The sequence below is a fragment of the Streptomyces sp. NBC_01217 genome, from assembly GCF_035994185.1.
GTDB lineage: Bacteria > Actinomycetota > Actinomycetes > Streptomycetales > Streptomycetaceae > Streptomyces.
The window spans coordinates 2,317,127-2,333,092 of the sequence record NZ_CP108538.1 but is presented as its reverse complement, the minus strand read 5'-3'; the positions used below and the strand labels follow the sequence as shown (position 1 = coordinate 2,333,092).

Genomic DNA, 15,966 nt, shown 5'->3' with positions numbered 1-15,966 from the left:
GACACCGCGGGCAACGACGCCTGCTCTCTGTGGTCCCCCGGGCGCCGATCCTCCGACAGCGACCCACCTCGCCGCCTCGCGCGGTGTCCGTATGTTGGAACGAACTATCCGCTTCTTGAGAAGCGCCCCATCATGTAACCTGCACGAAATTTCGCAGAGGGCCAACGTCGTCCCTCGGCACTGCATATGCCACGACGACGACGGGAGAGCCGATGCGTTCCGACGCCTGGTCGCCCATGGACGGTCGCCCCGCCCAGCAGGGGATGTACGACCCCCGTAACGAGCACGACGCCTGTGGCGTCGGGTTCGTGGCCACTCTGACCGGTGTGGCCAGCCATGAGCTGGTCGAGCAGGCGCTGACCGTACTGCGCAACCTCGAACACCGCGGTGCCACCGGATCCGAGCCCGACTCCGGCGACGGCGCCGGAATCCTCCTGCAGGTGCCGGACGCCTTCCTTCGCGACGAGGCCGCCTTCGACCTCCCCGAGGCCGGTGGCTACGCCGTCGGAATCGCCTTCCTGCCCGCGGACGACGCCACCGAGGCCGTCCGGAAGCTGGAGAAGATCTCCGCCGAGGAGGGCCTCAAGGTCCTCGGCTGGCGCCATGTCCCGGTCACCCCGGACATCCTCGGCAACGGCGCCCGCGCCACCATGCCCGAGTTCCGCCAGCTCTTCGTCACGGACGGCGAGAGCACCGGCATCGCGCTCGACCGCAAGGCCTTCGTGCTGCGCAAGCGCGCCGAGCGGGAGGCCGGGGTGTACTTCCCCTCGCTCTCCGCCCGCACGATCGTCTACAAGGGCATGCTCACCACGGGCCAGCTGGAGCCGTTCTTCCCGGACCTCTCCGACCGCCGCCTCGCCACCGCCGTCGCGCTCGTGCACTCGCGCTTCTCCACGAACACCTTCCCGAGCTGGCCGCTCGCTCACCCGTACCGCTTCGTCGCACACAACGGCGAGATCAACACGGTCAAGGGCAACCGCAACTGGATGAAGGCCCGCGAGTCCCAGCTCGCCTCGGACCTCTTCGGTACGGAGCAGCTGGACCGGATCTTCCCCGTCTGCACCCCCGACGCCTCCGACTCCGCCTCCTTCGACGAGGTCCTGGAGCTGCTCCACCTCGGCGGCCGCTCGCTGCCGCACTCGGTGCTGATGATGGTCCCCGAGGCGTGGGAGAACCATGACTCGATGGACCCGGCCCGGCGCGCCTTCTACCAGTACCACGCCACGATGATGGAGCCCTGGGACGGCCCGGCCTGCGTCACCTTCACCGACGGCACCCAGGTCGGCGCGGTCCTGGACCGCAACGGTCTGCGCCCCGGCCGCTACTGGGTCACCGACGACGGCCTCGTCGTGCTCTCCTCCGAGGTCGGCGTCCTGGACATCGACCCCGCCAAGGTCGTCCGCAAGGGCCGCCTCCAGCCCGGCAGGATGTTCCTCGTCGACACGGCCGAGGGCCGCATCATCGAGGACGACGAGATCAAGGCGGGCCTCGCCGCCGAGCAGCCGTACCAGGAGTGGCTGGAGACCGGCGAGATCGAGCTCGGCGACCTCCCCGAGCGCGAGCACATCGTGCACACGCACGCCTCCGTCACCCGCCGCCAGCAGACCTTCGGCTACACCGAGGAAGAGCTCCGCGTCATCCTCGCGCCGATGGCCCGCACCGCCGGCGAGCCGCTCGGCTCCATGGGCACGGACTCGCCGATCGCCGCGCTGTCCGAGCGCCCCCGGCTGCTCTTCGACTACTTCACCCAGCTGTTCGCGCAGGTCACCAACCCGCCGCTGGACGCCATCCGCGAGGAGCTCGTCACCTCGCTGCGCTCCTCGCTCGGCCCCGCGGGCAACCTGCTGGAGCCGACGGCCGCGTCGTGCCGCAGCGTCACGCTGCCGTTCCCGGTGATCGACAACGACGAGCTGGCCAAGCTGATACACATCAATGCCGACGGCGACATGCCGGGCATGAAGGCCGCCACGCTCTCCGGTCTCTACCGGGTCAGCGGGGGCGGCGACGCCCTCGCGGCGCGGATCGAGCAGATCTGTACCGAGGTCGACGCCGCCATAGAGGACGGCGCCCGGCTGATCGTCCTGTCCGACCGGCACTCCGACGCCGAGCACGCGCCGATGCCCTCGCTGCTGCTCACCTCGGCCGTCCACCACCACCTCATCCGCACCAAGCAGCGCACCCAGGTGGGCCTGCTGGTCGAGGCGGGGGACGTCCGCGAGGTCCACCACGTCGCGCTGCTGATCGGCTTCGGCGCGGCAGCGGTCAACCCGTACCTGGCGATGGAGTCCGTCGAGGACCTGGTACGCGCCGGTACGTTCATCGAGGGCATCGAGCCCGAGCAGGCCATCCGCAACCTGATCTACGCGCTCGGCAAGGGCGTCCTGAAGGTCATGTCCAAGATGGGCATCTCGACGGTCGCCTCCTACCGCGGCGCCCAGGTCTTCGAGGCAGTCGGCCTGGACGAGGGCTTCGTCGCGAAGTACTTCAACGGCACCGCCACCAAGATCGGCGGCGCCGGACTCGACGTCATCGCCAAGGAGGTCGCTGCCCGCCACGCCAAGGGCTACCCCGCCTCCGGCATCTCCGCCTCGCACCGCGCGCTGGAGATCGGCGGCGAGTACCAGTGGCGCCGCGAGGGCGAGCCGCACCTGTTCGACCCGGAGACGGTCTTCCGCCTCCAGCACGCCACGCGCAACAAGCGCTACGACATCTTCAAGAAGTACACGGACCGGGTGAACGAGCAGTCCGAGCGCCTGATGACGCTCCGCGGCCTGTTCGGCTTCAGGAGCGACCGTGCGGCGATCTCGATCGACGAGGTCGAGTCCGTCTCCGACATCGTCAAGCGCTTCTCCACCGGCGCCATGTCGTACGGCTCGATCTCCCGCGAGGCGCACGAGACCCTCGCCATCGCCATGAACCAGCTGGGCGGCAAGTCCAACACCGGTGAGGGCGGCGAGGACGCCGACCGGCTCTACGACCCGGCGCGCCGCTCGTCCATCAAGCAGGTCGCCTCCGGCCGCTTCGGTGTGACCAGCGAGTACCTGGTCAACGCGGACGACATCCAGATCAAGATGGCGCAGGGCGCCAAGCCCGGCGAGGGCGGTCAGCTGCCCGGCCACAAGGTCTACCCATGGGTCGCCAGGACCCGGCACTCCACCCCGGGTGTCGGTCTGATCTCCCCGCCGCCGCACCACGACATCTACTCCATCGAGGACCTGGCTCAGCTGATCCACGACCTCAAGAACGCCAACCCGGCGGCCCGTATCCACGTGAAGCTGGTCTCCGAGGTCGGCGTCGGTACCGTCGCCGCGGGTGTCTCCAAGGCCCACGCGGACGTCGTCCTGATCTCCGGCCACGACGGCGGAACGGGCGCCTCCCCGCTCACCTCGCTCAAGCACGCGGGCGGCCCCTGGGAGCTCGGCCTCGCCGAGACCCAGCAGACCCTGCTGCTCAACGGTCTGCGCGACCGCATCGTCGTGCAGACCGACGGCCAGCTGAAGACCGGCCGCGACGTCGTCATCGCCGCGCTGCTGGGCGCCGAGGAGTTCGGTTTCGCGACCGCGCCGCTCGTCGTCTCCGGCTGCGTCATGATGCGCGTCTGCCACCTGGACACGTGCCCGGTCGGCATCGCCACCCAGAACCCGGTCCTGCGCGACCGGTTCTCCGGCAAGGCCGAGTACGTCGTCAACTTCTTCGAGTTCATCGCCCAGGAAGTCCGCGAGATCCTCGCCGAGCTGGGCTTCCGTACGATCGAAGAGGCCGTCGGCCACGCCGAGCTGCTCGACACCGACCGTGCGATCACGCACTGGAAGGCACAGGGCCTCGACCTGGAGCCGCTGTTCTACGTCCCCGAGCTGCCCGAGGGCGCCGTCAGGCACCAGCGGACCGAGCAGGACCACGGTCTCGCCAAGGCCCTCGACAACGAGCTGATCAAGCTCGCCGCCGACGCCCTGAACGCGGACAGCGCCGAGGCCGCCCAGCCGGTCCGGGCCCAGATCGCGATCCGCAACATCAACCGGACCGTCGGCACCATGCTCGGCCACGAGGTGACCAAGAAGTTCGGCGGCGCCGGTCTGCCGCAGAACACCATCGACATCACCTTCACCGGCTCCGCAGGCCAGTCCTTCGGCGCTTTCGTGCCGAGCGGTGTGACGCTGCGCCTGGAGGGCGACGCCAACGACTACGTCGGCAAGGGTCTCTCCGGCGGCCGCGTCATCGTCCGCCCGGACCGCGGCGCCGACCACCTCGCCGAGTACTCCACCATCGCGGGCAACACCATCGCCTACGGCGCCACCGGTGGCGAACTGTTCCTGCGAGGCCGCACCGGTGAGCGGTTCTGCGTCCGCAACTCCGGCGCGACCGTCGTCTCGGAAGGCGTGGGCGACCACGGCTGCGAGTACATGACCGGCGGCCACGCCGTCGTCCTCGGCGAGACCGGACGCAACTTCGCCGCGGGCATGTCGGGCGGTGTCGCCTACGTCATCGACCTGGACCGCGACAACGTCAACGTCGGCAACCTCGGCGCGGTCGAGGAACTCTCCGACAGCGACAAGCAGTGGCTGCACGACGTCGTGCGCCGCCACCAGGAGGAGACCGGGTCCACGGTCGCCGAGAAGCTGCTCGCCGACTGGGACACCGCGGTGGCCCGCTTCAGCAAGATCATCCCGTCCACGTACAAGGCAGTGCTCGCCGCCAAGGACGCCGCTGAGCTCGCCGGTCTCTCCGAACAGGAGACCACCGAGAAGATGATGGAGGCGGCGACCAATGGCTGACCCCAAGGGCTTCCTGACCACCGGCCGCGAGGTCGCCAAGACCCGCCCCGTGGGCGAGCGCGTCAAGGACTGGAACGAGGTCTACGTTCCGGGCTCGCTGCTCCCGATCATCAGCAAGCAGGCCGGCCGCTGCATGGACTGCGGCATCCCGTTCTGCCACAACGGCTGTCCGCTCGGAAACCTCATTCCCGAGTGGAACGACTACGCCTACCGCGAGGACTGGACGGCCGCGTCCGAGCGCCTGCACGCCACGAACAACTTCCCGGAGTTCACGGGCCGGCTGTGCCCCGCTCCGTGCGAGTCGGCGTGCGTCCTCGGCATCAACCAGCCGGCCGTCACCATCAAGAACGTCGAAGTCTCCATCATCGACAAGGCGTGGGACAGCGGCGACGTCACCCCGCAGCCGCCCGAGCGGCTCTCCGGCAAGACCGTCGCCGTCATCGGCTCGGGCCCGGCCGGTCTCGCCGCCGCCCAGCAGCTGACCCGGGCCGGCCACACGGTCGCCGTCTTCGAGCGCGCGGACCGCATCGGAGGACTTCTCCGGTACGGCATCCCCGAGTTCAAGATGGAGAAGTCGCACATCAACCGCCGCATCGAGCAGATGCGCGCGGAAGGCACCAAGTTCCGTACGGAGGTGGAGATCGGCAAGGACATCGACGCCGCCAAGCTCCGCCGCCGGTACGACGCGGTCGTCATCGCCGCCGGTGCCACCGTCTCGCGCGACCTGCCCGTCCCGGGCCGCGAGCTGAACGGCGTGCACTTCGCCATGGAGTACCTGCCGCTCGCCAACAAGGTGCAGGAGGGCGACCTGACGGTCTCCCCGATCACCGCCGAGGGCAAGCACGTCGTCGTCATCGGCGGCGGCGACACCGGCGCCGACTGCGTCGGCACCGCCCACCGCCAGGGCGCGCTCTCCGTCACCCAGCTGGAGATCATGCCGCGGCCGGGCGAGGACCGTAACGCCAACCAGCCCTGGCCGACCTTCCCGATGCTCTACAAGGTCACCTCCGCGCACGAGGAGGGCGGCGAGCGGGTCTACTCCGTCTCCACCACTCACTTCGAGGGCGACGAGGACGGCAACGTCCAGGCGCTGCACCTCGTCGAGGTGGAGTTCAAGGACGGCAAGCTGGAGCAGAAGCCCGGCACCGAGCGGACGATCCCCGCGCAGCTGGTCACCCTGGCCATGGGCTTCACGGGCACCGACCAGGCCAACGGCCTCGTCCAGCAGTTCGGCCTGGAGCTCGACGGCCGCGGCAATGTCGCGCGCGACGCGGACTACGCCACCAATGTCGACGGAGTCTTCGTCGCCGGTGACGCGGGCCGCGGCCAGTCCCTCATCGTGTGGGCCATCGCCGAGGGCCGCTCCGCGGCGCGCGGTGTGGACCGCTTCCTGACCGGAGCCAGCGCCCTGCCGGCCCCGATCCGTCCGACGGACCGTTCCCTGACGGTCTGATCAACGGCACACAAGACGTCCCGTACAAAGGCGTACGGAACTGAACGCGGCGCCTGCCCGTCCCCGACCGGACGATCTCGGCAGGCGCCGTGGCGCGTTCCGGGACCGGTCGAAGGGGCGGTCGGGACTCAGCCCGACAGCGCGGACGTCTTCAGCACAACCAGCAGCACCAGTACGGCGAGCAGCACCACACACGCGGCGGCCTGGACCGCCGTACGGCGCTTCGCCGGGGCGTACGCGTACGCCACCATGACGATGCCACCCGTCAGCAGCCCGCCCAGGTGCCCCTGCCACGAGGTGAATCCGGCCGAGACCAGCATCCAGATCAGGAACCCGGCCATGAACCGGTTCACCGCCTGCATGTCGCGGCCCAGGCGCCGGTTGATGACGTAGAACGCCGCACCGAGACCGAAGACCGCCCCGGAGGCACCCACCGTGCCGGCGGACGGCGCGATCAGATACACCAGGACCGAACCGCCCAGCGCGGACAGCAGATACAGCGCGAGATAGCGCGCCCGGCCCAGCTGCTCCTCGACGACCCGGCCCAGATTCCACAGCGCGTACATGTTGACGAGGATGTGCAGCACCCCGAACGGCACCGAGCCGAAGGACGACTCGTCCGGCGGGAGATGCAGGAAGGCCCCGGTCAGCAGCCGGTACCACTCGCCGTCCACCACACCGACCGCATCGAAGCCGGGGAAGGATCCGGGCTCGTAGACGTACCGGGCCCCGTCCGGGCCGTTCAGCCCGGCGCCGAGCATCTCGAACCGGTCGACGATCCCGGGACGGACCAACTCGCCCAGGTACGCCAGGATGTTGAGGCCCATCAGCACATACGTGACGAGCGGCACCGCGGACCTCGGCACCGCACCGCCGAACACCGTCCGCGCCTGCCGGATGGAGCGCTGCCCCTCCTTCACGCACTCCACGCAGTGGTGACCGACAGCGGCCTCGCGCATGCAGTCGGGGCAGATGAAGCGTTCGCAACGGGTGCAGCTCACATACGTCTCGTACGACGGATGGCGGTAACAGGTGGTGACCGCGGCGTCCACGGCAGGCTCCTTCACGGGTGGGCGGGACACGAGCGGCCGGTGGGGACGGCAGCAGATCAAGATAGCGAACGCCGCCCGCCCGGGGCGGACCCGGGTGGCCTACGCTCGGGGCTCCGGGACGTCGAGGATCGGAGAATCCGCATGGCCGGCTCGTCCGCCGCCGCAGAGGGTCCGGCGATCGGCCCCCGCAAGATCGAGGAGAGCGCCCCCGCGCTCGTCGTCCTGCGGGCGGCCGACCGCACGGCCACGCCCTGGAAGAACGGCGGGGGAGTCACCCGCGAGATCGCGGCGTCCCCCGAGGGCGCGCCGCTGGACGGCTTCGACTGGCGGGTCAGCCTTGCCGATGTGTCCCGGGACGGGCCCTTCTCGTCGTTCCCCGGGGTCGAGCGCACGCTGACCGTGGTCGAGGGCGCCGGGATGGACCTCGTGGTGGGCGGCGAGCACCACATCGTCGACGAGCAGTACTGGCCGCACGACTTCCCCGGTGACCTGGAGACGGAGGGCCGGCTGCTCGGCGGCCCGGTCGTGAACGTCAATGTGATGTACCGCAGGGAGCGTACGAGCGCGCAGGTCGCGGTGGTACGCGGCACGGTCCGGCTTTCGGCGCCCCGGGGCGGGGCGGTGCTGGCCATCGCGCTGGAGGACGGTGCGGTGATCGACGGCCAGGACATCGGACTGGACCGCTACGACGCGCTGTTGGTGGAGGGAGAATCGCCGAGGGTGCTCCGGACTCAGGGGTGGGCACTGGTGGTGACCCTGTCGGGCCCGAGTGGCTGAGCCGGGTACCCGGGAAACCGGATACCCGGAGATCCCGAAATCCGGACAGAAGATGTCGGGTTTCCAGGCTTTCCTGGACTCATGACATCGAGTTCCTGGGAAGAGTTCCATTCGGCGGAGCCGGCCTTCGCCGACACCGTCCGGACCCGCTTCCAGCAGTACAAGCACCACGTCCTGGCGACCCTGCGCAACGACGGGTCGCCGCGCGTGACCGGCCTCGAAGTGGATTTCCGGCTGGGTGAGCCGTTCCTCGGCATGATGCCGAACTCGCGCAAGGCGCTGGATCTGCTGCGCGATCCGCGGTTCGCGGTGCAGGCCAACCCCGGACCGGACGCCGAGATGGCCGACGGGGACGTCCGGATCTCCGGCCGCGCGGTGGAGGTGACCGACCCCGCCGTGCTGGCCCGCTTCATCGAGGAGGCGAAGCCGCCGGAACCCTTCCACCTCTTCCGGGTGGAGCTGACCGAGGTGGTACGCACCGGTCTCGAAGGCGGCGACACCCTGGTCATCCAGGTATGGCGTCCCGGTCACCCGCTGCGCACCTTGCGAAGGGGCAACGACGACGGCTCACTGAGCGAAACCTCCTGACACGGGGGGCCGGGCGGCGGGCGCGGCCGGCCCGTCGGCGAGCACCCGCGCCCGGCAGGCCCCCGGCGTCCCCCACGCATCCCGCAGGGGGCGTGCCTTCCGCAGCCACAGCGACAGGTCCAGCTCCTGCGTGTATCCCACCGCCCCGTGCAGCTGCAGTGCCGCCCGCGCCGCCGCGTACCCCGCCTCGCCCGCCGTCACCTTGGCCGCAGCCACCTGCGCGCCGGCGCCGGGCGCCTCCTCCCCGGTGAGCGCGAGCGCCGCCCCGTACAGCAGCGGACGCGCGAACTCCAGCCCGGTCAGCGCGTCCGCGAGGCGGTGCTTGACCGCCTGGAAGGAGCCGATGGCCGCACCGAACTGGGTGCGCTGCTTCACGTACGCGACCGTGGCCCGCAGCAGCGCCTCACCCGTGCCGAGCGCCTGCGCGGCCGTCGCGAACGCCGCCCACCGCCCGGCCCGCTCCGCCGCCCGCGCCACCCGGGGCCCCGATGCGAGCAGTTCCCCGCCCGGCTCGGGGCGCCACAGCCGCCGGGCCGGGTCGCACGACACGCTGAGCGCGCCGGGCCCGGGCGCGAGCCACAGCTCGTCGCCGCTCACCGCGAACACGGCGTCCACGGCATCCGCGTCCAGCGCATAAGGCCCGTACCCGTCCATCCGGAGCGTCACCGACGCCGCCCCGGACGCCAGCCGCGGCAGCCACTCCTTGGCCGCCGCGCCGCCCACGTCCCCCAGCAGCATCCCGGCCGCGACCGTCTCCACGACCGGACCCGGCACCGCGTGCCGCCCCAACTCCGTGAAGGCGACCGCGAGTTCCACCGGCAGCGGCCCGAGGCCCTCGTACGCCTCCGGTACCGCGAGGGCGAACACCCCCGCCCGGGCCAGCCGCGTCCACAGGGCCCTGCCGGGACCGTGGTTCCCGGCGGCCCAGTCACGTATCACCGCAGGAGTGTCCGAGGCGGTCAGCATCGCGTCCAGCGAGCGGGCGAAATCCCGCTGCTCGTCGGCGAGCAGGAAACGCATCAGCGCCGTCCCTTCGGCAGGCCGAGCAGCCGCTCGGCGATGATGTCGCGCTGGATCTCGTTCGTACCGGCGTAGATGGGGCCCGCGAGGGAGAAGACGTATCCTTCGGCCCACGCGGAATCGGCCAGCTCCGCGTCCGGGCCCAGCAGATCGAGTGCCGTCTCGTGCAGTGCGATGTCGTACTCGGACCAGAACACCTTGTTCAGGCTGGACTCCGCGCCGATGGCCGCCCCCGTCGCGAAGCGCGACGCATTGGCGCAGGTGAAGAGCTGATACGCGCGCGCCCCGATCACCGCGTCCGCCACCCGGTCCCGCAGCGCCGTGTCCGAGGGGTCGCCGTGGCCGCGCCACAGCGCGGCCAGCCGGTCCGCGGCGGCCAGGAAGCGGCCGGGGGAGCGGAGCGTGAGGCCGCGCTCGTTGCCCGTGGCCGACATGGCGATACGCCACCCCCGCCCGGGCTCCCCGATGACGTCCTCGTCCGGTACGAACACCTCGTCCAGGAACAGCTCGGCGAAGGCGGGCCTGCCGTCGAGCCGCCCGATCGGCCGGACCGAGACCCCGGGCGCCGACAGGTCGAACATCAGATACGTCAGTCCGTGATGGGGCCTCGCGGCCCCGGGATCCGTACGGAAGATGCCGAACGCCCGGTCCGCGAACGCGGCCCGCGAGGACCAGGTCTTGTGCCCCGACAGCAGCCAGCCGCCATCCGCGCGCACCGCCCTTGAGCGCAGCGACGCCAGGTCCGAGCCCGATTCCGGCTCGGACCAGGCCTGCGCCCAGATCACCTCGCCGCTCGCCATCGACGGCAGGACCCGGGCCCGCTGCTCGTCCGTGCCGTGGTCGAAGAGCGTCGGCGCGAGGAGGTTGATGCCGTTCTGCGAGACCCGGCCCGGGCCGCCCGCCGCGTAGTACTCCTCCTCGAACATCAGCCACCCGAAGATGTCGGCGCCCCGGCCGCCGTACTCGACAGGCCAGGAGACGACCGACCAGCGGTCCGCGTACAGATGGGCCTCCCACTCCCGGTGCGCGGCGAAGCCCTCGGCGGTCTCCAGGGACGGCAGCGGCCCGGCGGGCACATGGGTCCGCAGCCACCGCCGGGCCTCGGCCCGGAACGACTCCTGCTCGGCCGTGTACGACAGATCCATCACACACTCTCCCTAACAAGTGTTTGGTAGGTTAACGTACGGGCAGAGCACCGTCGAGGATCCGCGGACCGAGGAGGCGCAGGCGTGAGCGCACCGCAGTACGTACCCGGACACGGCCTGCTGGCCGGCCGCAGCGCCGTGGTCACCGCGGCCGCGGGCACCGGAATCGGCGGCGCCACCGCCCGCAGATTCCTCGAAGAGGGCGCCCGCATCGTCATCGGCGACGCACACGCCCGCAGGCTGAAGGAGGCGGAACGGGCCTTCGCCGAGGGGTTCGGAGCGGACCGCGTCACGTCCCTGCCCTGCGACGTCACCGACGAGACCCAGGTCCAGGCACTCTTCGCCCATGCCGAACAGGTCCACGGCTGCCTCGACATCGTCGTGAACAACGCGGGCCTCGGCGGCACCGCAGAACTCACCGAGATGACCGACGAACAGTGGACCAAGGTCCTCGACGTCACCCTGAACGGCACCTTCCGCTGCACCCGGGCCGCCCTGCGATCGCTCAGGGCGGCGGGCCGCGGCGGGATCGTCGTCAACAACGCCTCCGTCGCCGGCTGGCGCGCCCAGAGCGGCCAGGCCCACTACGCCGCCGCCAAGGCGGGCGTCATGGCGCTCACCCGGTGCGCCGCGATCGAGGCCGCCGAGTACGGCGTACGTGTCAACGCCGTCGCCCCGAGCCTCGCCATGCACCCGCACCTGGTGAAGGTCACCTCCGCCGAACTCCTCGACGAACTGACCGGGAAGGAGGCCTTCGGCCGCTACGCCGAGCCGTGGGAGATCGCCAACGTCATCGTCTTCCTCGCCAGCGGCTACTCCTCGTACATGACGGGTGAAGTCGTCTCCGTCAGCAGCCGGCATGCCTGACGGGAGGGCGGCCGGGCAGCGAACGGACCGGGCGGAGAACGGCCGGGCGGAGAATGGACGGGTGCCTACCAAGAAGAAGCCCCAGGCGACTCCCTCACCCGAGCGCCGCCGCGAACTGCTCGCCACCGCCGCCGAGGTGTTCGCCGCGCAGGGATACAACGCCACCACCGTCCGCAGGATCGCGGACGAGGCCCGGATGCTCGCGGGCAGCCTCTACTACCACTTCGATTCCAAGGAATCGATGATCGACGAGATCCTCTCGACCTTCCTCACCGAACTCTGGGAGGGGTACGACGCGGTGCTCGCCGCCGGACTCGGACCCCGGGAGACCATCGAGGCCCTCGTCACCGAGTCCTTCCGGGAGATCGACCGGCACCGCGCCGCCGTCGCCATCTACCAGAAGGAATCCAGGCACCTGGCCACCCAGCCGCGCTTCCAGTACCTCCTCGACTCCCAGCAGAAGTTCGAGAAGGCCTGGCTCGGCACGCTGGAGCGCGGCGTCCGCGACCGGACCTTCCGCGCCGACCTCGACATCCGCCTCACCTACCGCTTCGTCCGCGACACCGTCTGGGTCGCGGCGTCCTGGTACCGGCCCGGCGGGCAGCACAGCCCCGACGAGATCGCCCGTCAGTACCTCTCGATGGTCCTGGACGGCATCGCCCTGGACACCTGAGCCCACCCGAGGAGCAGCAGTCATGGCCGAGGCCTACATAGTCGAAGCGGTACGCACCCCGGTCGGCCGGCGGGGCGGAGGGCTCGGCCGGGTCCACCCCGCCGACCTCGGCGCCCATGTCATCAGGGCCCTCGTCGAGCGGACCGGAATCGACCCGGCGGCCGTCGAGGACGTGGTCTTCGGCTGCCTCGACACCGTCGGACCGCAGGCCGGTGACATCGCCCGCACCTGCTGGCTGGCGGCCGGACTGCCCGAGGAGGTCCCCGGCGTCACCGTCGACCGCCAGTGCGGCTCCTCCCAGCAGGCCGTCCACTTCGCCGCCCAGGGCGTCCTCTCCGGCACCCAGGACCTCGTGGTCGCGGGCGGCACCCAGAACATGACGCAGATCCCGATCGCCTTCGCCTCCCGTCAGGCCGCCGAACCCCTCGGCCTGACGGACGGCCCGTACGCGGGCAGCGAGGGCTGGCGCGCCCGGTACGCGGACGCGCCGGTCAACCAGTTCCACGGCGCCCAGCTGATCGCCGAGAAGTGGGGTATCGGCCGCCCGGACATGGAGGAGTTCGCCCTGCGCTCCCACCGGCGCGCGATCCGCGCCATCGACGAGGGCCGCTTCGCCCGCGAGACCGTCCCCTACGGCGACGTCACCATCGACGAGGGACCGCGCCGCGACACCACCCTGGAGAAGATGGCGGGCCTGGGGCCGGTCCTGGACGGCGGCACGATCACCGCCGCCTGTTCCTCTCAGGTGTCCGACGGCGCCGCCGCCATGCTCATCGCCTCCGAGCGCGCCGTCGCCGAGCACGGCCTCACCCCGCGCGCCCGCGTCCACCATCTCTCGGTGCGCGGCGAGGACCCGATCCGGATGCTGTCGGCGCCGATCCAGGCCACCGCGTACGCGCTCAAGAAGGCCGGAATGACCATCGACGACATCGACCTGGTCGAGATCAACGAGGCATTCGCCCCGGTCGTCCTGGCCTGGCTGAAGGAGACCGGGGCCGACCCGGACAGGGTCAACGTCAACGGCGGCGCGATCGCCCTGGGGCACCCGCTCGGCGCAACCGGTACAAAATTGATGACGACTCTGCTGCACGAGCTGGAGCGCACCGGCGGCCGCTACGGGCTGCAGACCATGTGCGAGGGCGGCGGCCAGGCGAACGTGACGATCATCGAACGGCTCTGACCCCGGACCGGCTCCGGCGGGGCCCCGCACTGGCCCCGTCCCGGCCCGTGCCCCGGCCCCCGACCAGGGCGCCCAAGCGCTCCGACAGGGCTTCGAGACGAGTTTCGGCACGGTTCTCAACTCGCTCCGGGCCAGTTACCCCAAGGGTCCGGGCAGAAAATTCGCCGACCGGCGGCGCGGCGTGTCCCACCCCCGACCGGCAGATCGTGCTACGGTTGCCGTGTTGCAGTTTTGGTACCCATGAACTTTATGTGCGCCTGACGGGAATGCTTCCTCAGGCGCATTATTGTTTTCCGGCTTTCTCCGGGTGGGGCTCAATGCGGCGACTTGGAATTCGTAAAGTGCGGATTTCCGGCACTGCACCTCTTTTAGGAGAATGACATGGCTACTGGAACCGTGAAGTGGTTCAACTCGGAAAAGGGCTTCGGCTTCATCGAGCAGGACGGCGGCGGCGCCGACGTCTTCGCCCACTACTCCAACATCGCCACCTCGGGCTTCCGTGAGCTCCAGGAGGGCCAGAAGGTCTCCTTCGACGTCACGCAGGGCCAGAAGGGCCCGCAGGCGGAGAACATCGTCCCGGCCTAATTGCCGGACGCGTACCTCGCAGCCGGGGCCCGCACCGTGAAGGTGCGGGTCCCGGCTTGTGCTGTCCCCGGGGCATGACGAAGAAGCGTGCCGTCCCACAGCGCTCCCCAGCAGTCCCCAAGCAGTTCCCAGGAATCCCCAGGACTCCTCAGGAATCCCCCAGGAGGGCAATTCCGTATGACCCGCTCCGAACGCCAGGACCGATCCGCCCGCAACCGCCCGTCGAGGGGGCGCGGAACGGCCCCGGCACAGGCAACCGCCAAGGGTTCCGGCAAGGGATCCGGCAAGGCGTCGCCCCGTCGCAGGGCCACGCCGCCGCAGGGTGAATTCGCCCTGCCCGAAACCATGACCCCCGCACTGCCCGCCGTCGAGGCGTTCGCCGAGCTGGACATGCCCGCAGCCCTGCTGAAAACCCTTGCCGCGCAGGGCGTCACCGATCCGTTCCCGATCCAGGGCGCCACCCTGCCGAACTCGCTCGCAGGCCGGGACATCCTCGGCCGCGGCCGCACCGGCTCCGGCAAGACCCTTGCGTTCGGCCTCGCGCTGCTGGCCCGCACCGGCGGACGGCGCGCCGAGCCGCGCGCCCCGCTCGCACTGGTTCTCGTCCCGACCCGCGAGCTCGCCCAGCAGGTCACCGACGCGCTCACGCCGTACGCGACATCCGTGAACCTGCGCCTGGCCACCGTCGTCGGCGGCATGTCGATCAGCAAGCAGTCCGGCACGCTGCGCCGCGGCGCAGAGGTGCTCGTCGCCACGCCCGGCCGGCTGAAGGACCTCATCGAGCGCGGCGACTGCCGCCTCGACCAGGTCGCCATCACCGTCCTCGACGAGGCCGACCAGATGGCCGACATGGGCTTCATGCCGCAGGTCGTCGCCCTGCTCAAGCAGGTCGAGCCCGACGGTCAGCGGATGCTCTTCTCCGCGACGCTCGACAAGAACATCGACCGGCTGGTCAAGATGTTCCTGACCGACCCCGTCGTGCACTCGGTCGACCCGTCCGCGGGTGCGGTCACCACCATGGAGCACCATGTGCTGCACGTGGCCGACGAGACCGACAAGAAGGCCGTCGCCACCAGGATCGCCGCCCGCGACGGCCGCGTGATCATGTTCGTGGACACCAAGCGCGCCGCCGACCGCTTCGCCAAGCGGCTGCTCGCCAGCGGTGTACGGGCTGCCGCCCTGCACGGCGGACGTTCGCAGCCGCAGCGCAACCGGACGCTGGACCAGTTCAAGAACGGCCAGGTCACCGCGCTCGTCGCGACGAATGTGGCGGCGCGCGGCATCCATGTCGACGACCTCGACCTGGTCGTGAACGTGGACCCGCCGACCGACCACAAGGACTACCTCCACCGTGGTGGGCGCACCGCCCGTGCCGGGGAGTCCGGCAGCGTCGTCACCCTGGTGCTGCCCGAGGAGAAGCGGGAGATGACCCGGCTGATGGCCGATGCGGGCATCGCTCCGCGGACCACCCGGATCAAGTCCAGCGACGAGGAGCTCACCCGGATCACCGGGGCCCGCGAACCGTCCGGTGTCGCGATCGTCATCGAGGTCCCGCAGCCGACCCCGCCGAAGCCGCGCACGCGGCCGGGCGGGGCCGCGGCGGGTGGCACGGGCTTCCGCTCGGGCAGCCGCGGCCGGGGTCGGCGCGGTGGTGCCGGGCAGGGCGGCGGCGAGGGCCGGGGTACGGGCGGTTCCGCCCGTGGCGCGGGTTCCGGTTCCGCTGCGGGCGGCGGCCGGGGCAGCGGTGAGGCACGCGGTGCCGGTGCTGGTGCCGGGCGTTCCGGTGCCGGGCGTTCCGGTTCCGGGGCGGGACGCGGTGGCGCTGCGGCAGGGCGTGGCCGCAGGGTCGCGTAG

The 15,966-nt window shown here is 70.8% G+C and carries 12 protein-coding genes; 9 read left to right on the top strand and 3 right to left on the bottom strand.

Annotation, left to right across the window (positions count from 1 at the left end):
• Positions 1–212: 212 nt before the first annotated feature.
• Together gltB and OG507_RS10130 are read left to right on the top strand one after the other, a co-directional pair.
• Positions 213–4,772 (top strand): glutamate synthase large subunit, encoded by a 4,560-nt coding sequence (gene gltB, locus OG507_RS10135; RefSeq protein WP_327366831.1) that lies wholly within the window; start codon positions 213–215, stop codon positions 4,770–4,772.
• Positions 4,765–6,225: a glutamate synthase subunit beta gene (locus OG507_RS10130; protein WP_327366830.1), complete on the top strand. Its 1,461-nt coding sequence runs from the start codon at positions 4,765–4,767 to the stop codon at positions 6,223–6,225. Before gltB ends, OG507_RS10130 begins: the two co-directional genes overlap by 8 nt.
• Before the next feature lie 128 nt (positions 6,226–6,353).
• Here OG507_RS10130 and OG507_RS10125 read toward each other — a convergent pair whose 3' ends face one another.
• Positions 6,354–7,277, bottom strand: coding sequence for a rhomboid family intramembrane serine protease (locus OG507_RS10125; protein WP_327366829.1), 924 nt, complete (start codon positions 7,275–7,277; stop codon positions 6,354–6,356).
• Between the two features lie 141 nt (positions 7,278–7,418).
• On the opposite strand from OG507_RS10125, the gene OG507_RS10120 reads away from it, so the two are divergent.
• Together OG507_RS10120 and OG507_RS10115 are read left to right on the top strand one after the other, a co-directional pair.
• On the top strand, positions 7,419–8,054 hold the full coding sequence (locus OG507_RS10120; RefSeq protein WP_327366828.1) for a HutD/Ves family protein: 636 nt from the start codon (positions 7,419–7,421) through the stop codon (positions 8,052–8,054).
• An 81-nt stretch (positions 8,055–8,135) separates the two neighbouring features.
• Positions 8,136–8,642 (top strand): pyridoxamine 5'-phosphate oxidase family protein, encoded by a 507-nt coding sequence (locus OG507_RS10115; RefSeq protein WP_327366827.1) that lies wholly within the window; start codon positions 8,136–8,138, stop codon positions 8,640–8,642.
• Here OG507_RS10115 and OG507_RS10110 read toward each other — a convergent pair.
• Together OG507_RS10110 and OG507_RS10105 are read right to left on the bottom strand one after the other, a co-directional pair.
• Positions 8,622–9,662, bottom strand: coding sequence for an acyl-CoA dehydrogenase family protein (locus OG507_RS10110; protein ID WP_327366826.1), 1,041 nt, complete (start codon positions 9,660–9,662; stop codon positions 8,622–8,624). The two genes, OG507_RS10115 and OG507_RS10110, sit on opposite strands and share 21 nt — an antisense overlap.
• Positions 9,662–10,807 carry an acyl-CoA dehydrogenase family protein gene (locus tag OG507_RS10105; RefSeq protein WP_327366825.1) on the bottom strand — a complete coding sequence of 382 codons (1,146 nt, stop codon included), beginning with the start codon at positions 10,805–10,807 and terminating at the stop codon, positions 9,662–9,664. Before OG507_RS10105 ends, OG507_RS10110 begins: the two co-directional genes overlap by 1 nt.
• 84 nt (positions 10,808–10,891) lie before the next feature.
• Here OG507_RS10105 and OG507_RS10100 point away from each other — a divergent pair, with 84 nt between their 5' ends.
• The 5 genes from OG507_RS10100 (at position 10,892) to OG507_RS10080 (ending at position 15,966) form a co-directional block, all read left to right on the top strand.
• Complete coding sequence (locus OG507_RS10100) at positions 10,892–11,674, top strand: SDR family oxidoreductase (protein WP_327366824.1); 783 nt, start codon at positions 10,892–10,894, stop codon at positions 11,672–11,674.
• A 61-nt stretch (positions 11,675–11,735) separates the two neighbouring features.
• Complete coding sequence (locus OG507_RS10095) at positions 11,736–12,347, top strand: TetR/AcrR family transcriptional regulator (RefSeq protein ID WP_327366823.1); 612 nt, start codon at positions 11,736–11,738, stop codon at positions 12,345–12,347.
• A 22-nt stretch (positions 12,348–12,369) separates the two neighbouring features.
• The gene (locus tag OG507_RS10090; protein ID WP_327366822.1) at positions 12,370–13,527 is read left to right on the top strand and encodes an acetyl-CoA C-acetyltransferase; all 1,158 of its coding nucleotides are present in this window, start codon (positions 12,370–12,372) and stop codon (positions 13,525–13,527) included.
• A gap of 381 nt (positions 13,528–13,908) precedes the next feature.
• On the top strand, positions 13,909–14,112 hold the full coding sequence (locus tag OG507_RS10085; RefSeq protein WP_003969786.1) for a cold-shock protein: 204 nt from the start codon (positions 13,909–13,911) through the stop codon (positions 14,110–14,112).
• Between the two features lie 177 nt (positions 14,113–14,289).
• Complete coding sequence (locus OG507_RS10080; RefSeq protein WP_327366821.1) at positions 14,290–15,966, top strand: DEAD/DEAH box helicase; 1,677 nt, start codon at positions 14,290–14,292, stop codon at positions 15,964–15,966.

Excerpts from the sequence above, each read along its gene's own strand:
- gltB (WP_327366831.1), top strand. The coding sequence starts at position 213 with ATGCGTTCCGACGCCTGGTCGCCCATGGACGGTCGCCCCGCCCAGCAG.
- OG507_RS10130 (WP_327366830.1), top strand. The coding sequence starts at position 4,765 with ATGGCTGACCCCAAGGGCTTCCTGACCACCGGCCGCGAGGTCGCCAAG.
- OG507_RS10120 (WP_327366828.1), top strand. The coding sequence starts at position 7,419 with ATGGCCGGCTCGTCCGCCGCCGCAGAGGGTCCGGCGATCGGCCCCCGC.
- OG507_RS10115 (WP_327366827.1), top strand. The coding sequence starts at position 8,136 with ATGACATCGAGTTCCTGGGAAGAGTTCCATTCGGCGGAGCCGGCCTTC.
- OG507_RS10110 (WP_327366826.1), bottom strand. The coding sequence starts at position 9,662 with ATGCGTTTCCTGCTCGCCGACGAGCAGCGGGATTTCGCCCGCTCGCTG.
- OG507_RS10105 (WP_327366825.1), bottom strand. The coding sequence starts at position 10,807 with ATGGATCTGTCGTACACGGCCGAGCAGGAGTCGTTCCGGGCCGAGGCC.
- OG507_RS10090 (WP_327366822.1), top strand. The coding sequence starts at position 12,370 with ATGGCCGAGGCCTACATAGTCGAAGCGGTACGCACCCCGGTCGGCCGG.
- OG507_RS10085 (WP_003969786.1), top strand. The coding sequence starts at position 13,909 with ATGGCTACTGGAACCGTGAAGTGGTTCAACTCGGAAAAGGGCTTCGGC.
- OG507_RS10080 (WP_327366821.1), top strand. The coding sequence starts at position 14,290 with ATGACCCGCTCCGAACGCCAGGACCGATCCGCCCGCAACCGCCCGTCG.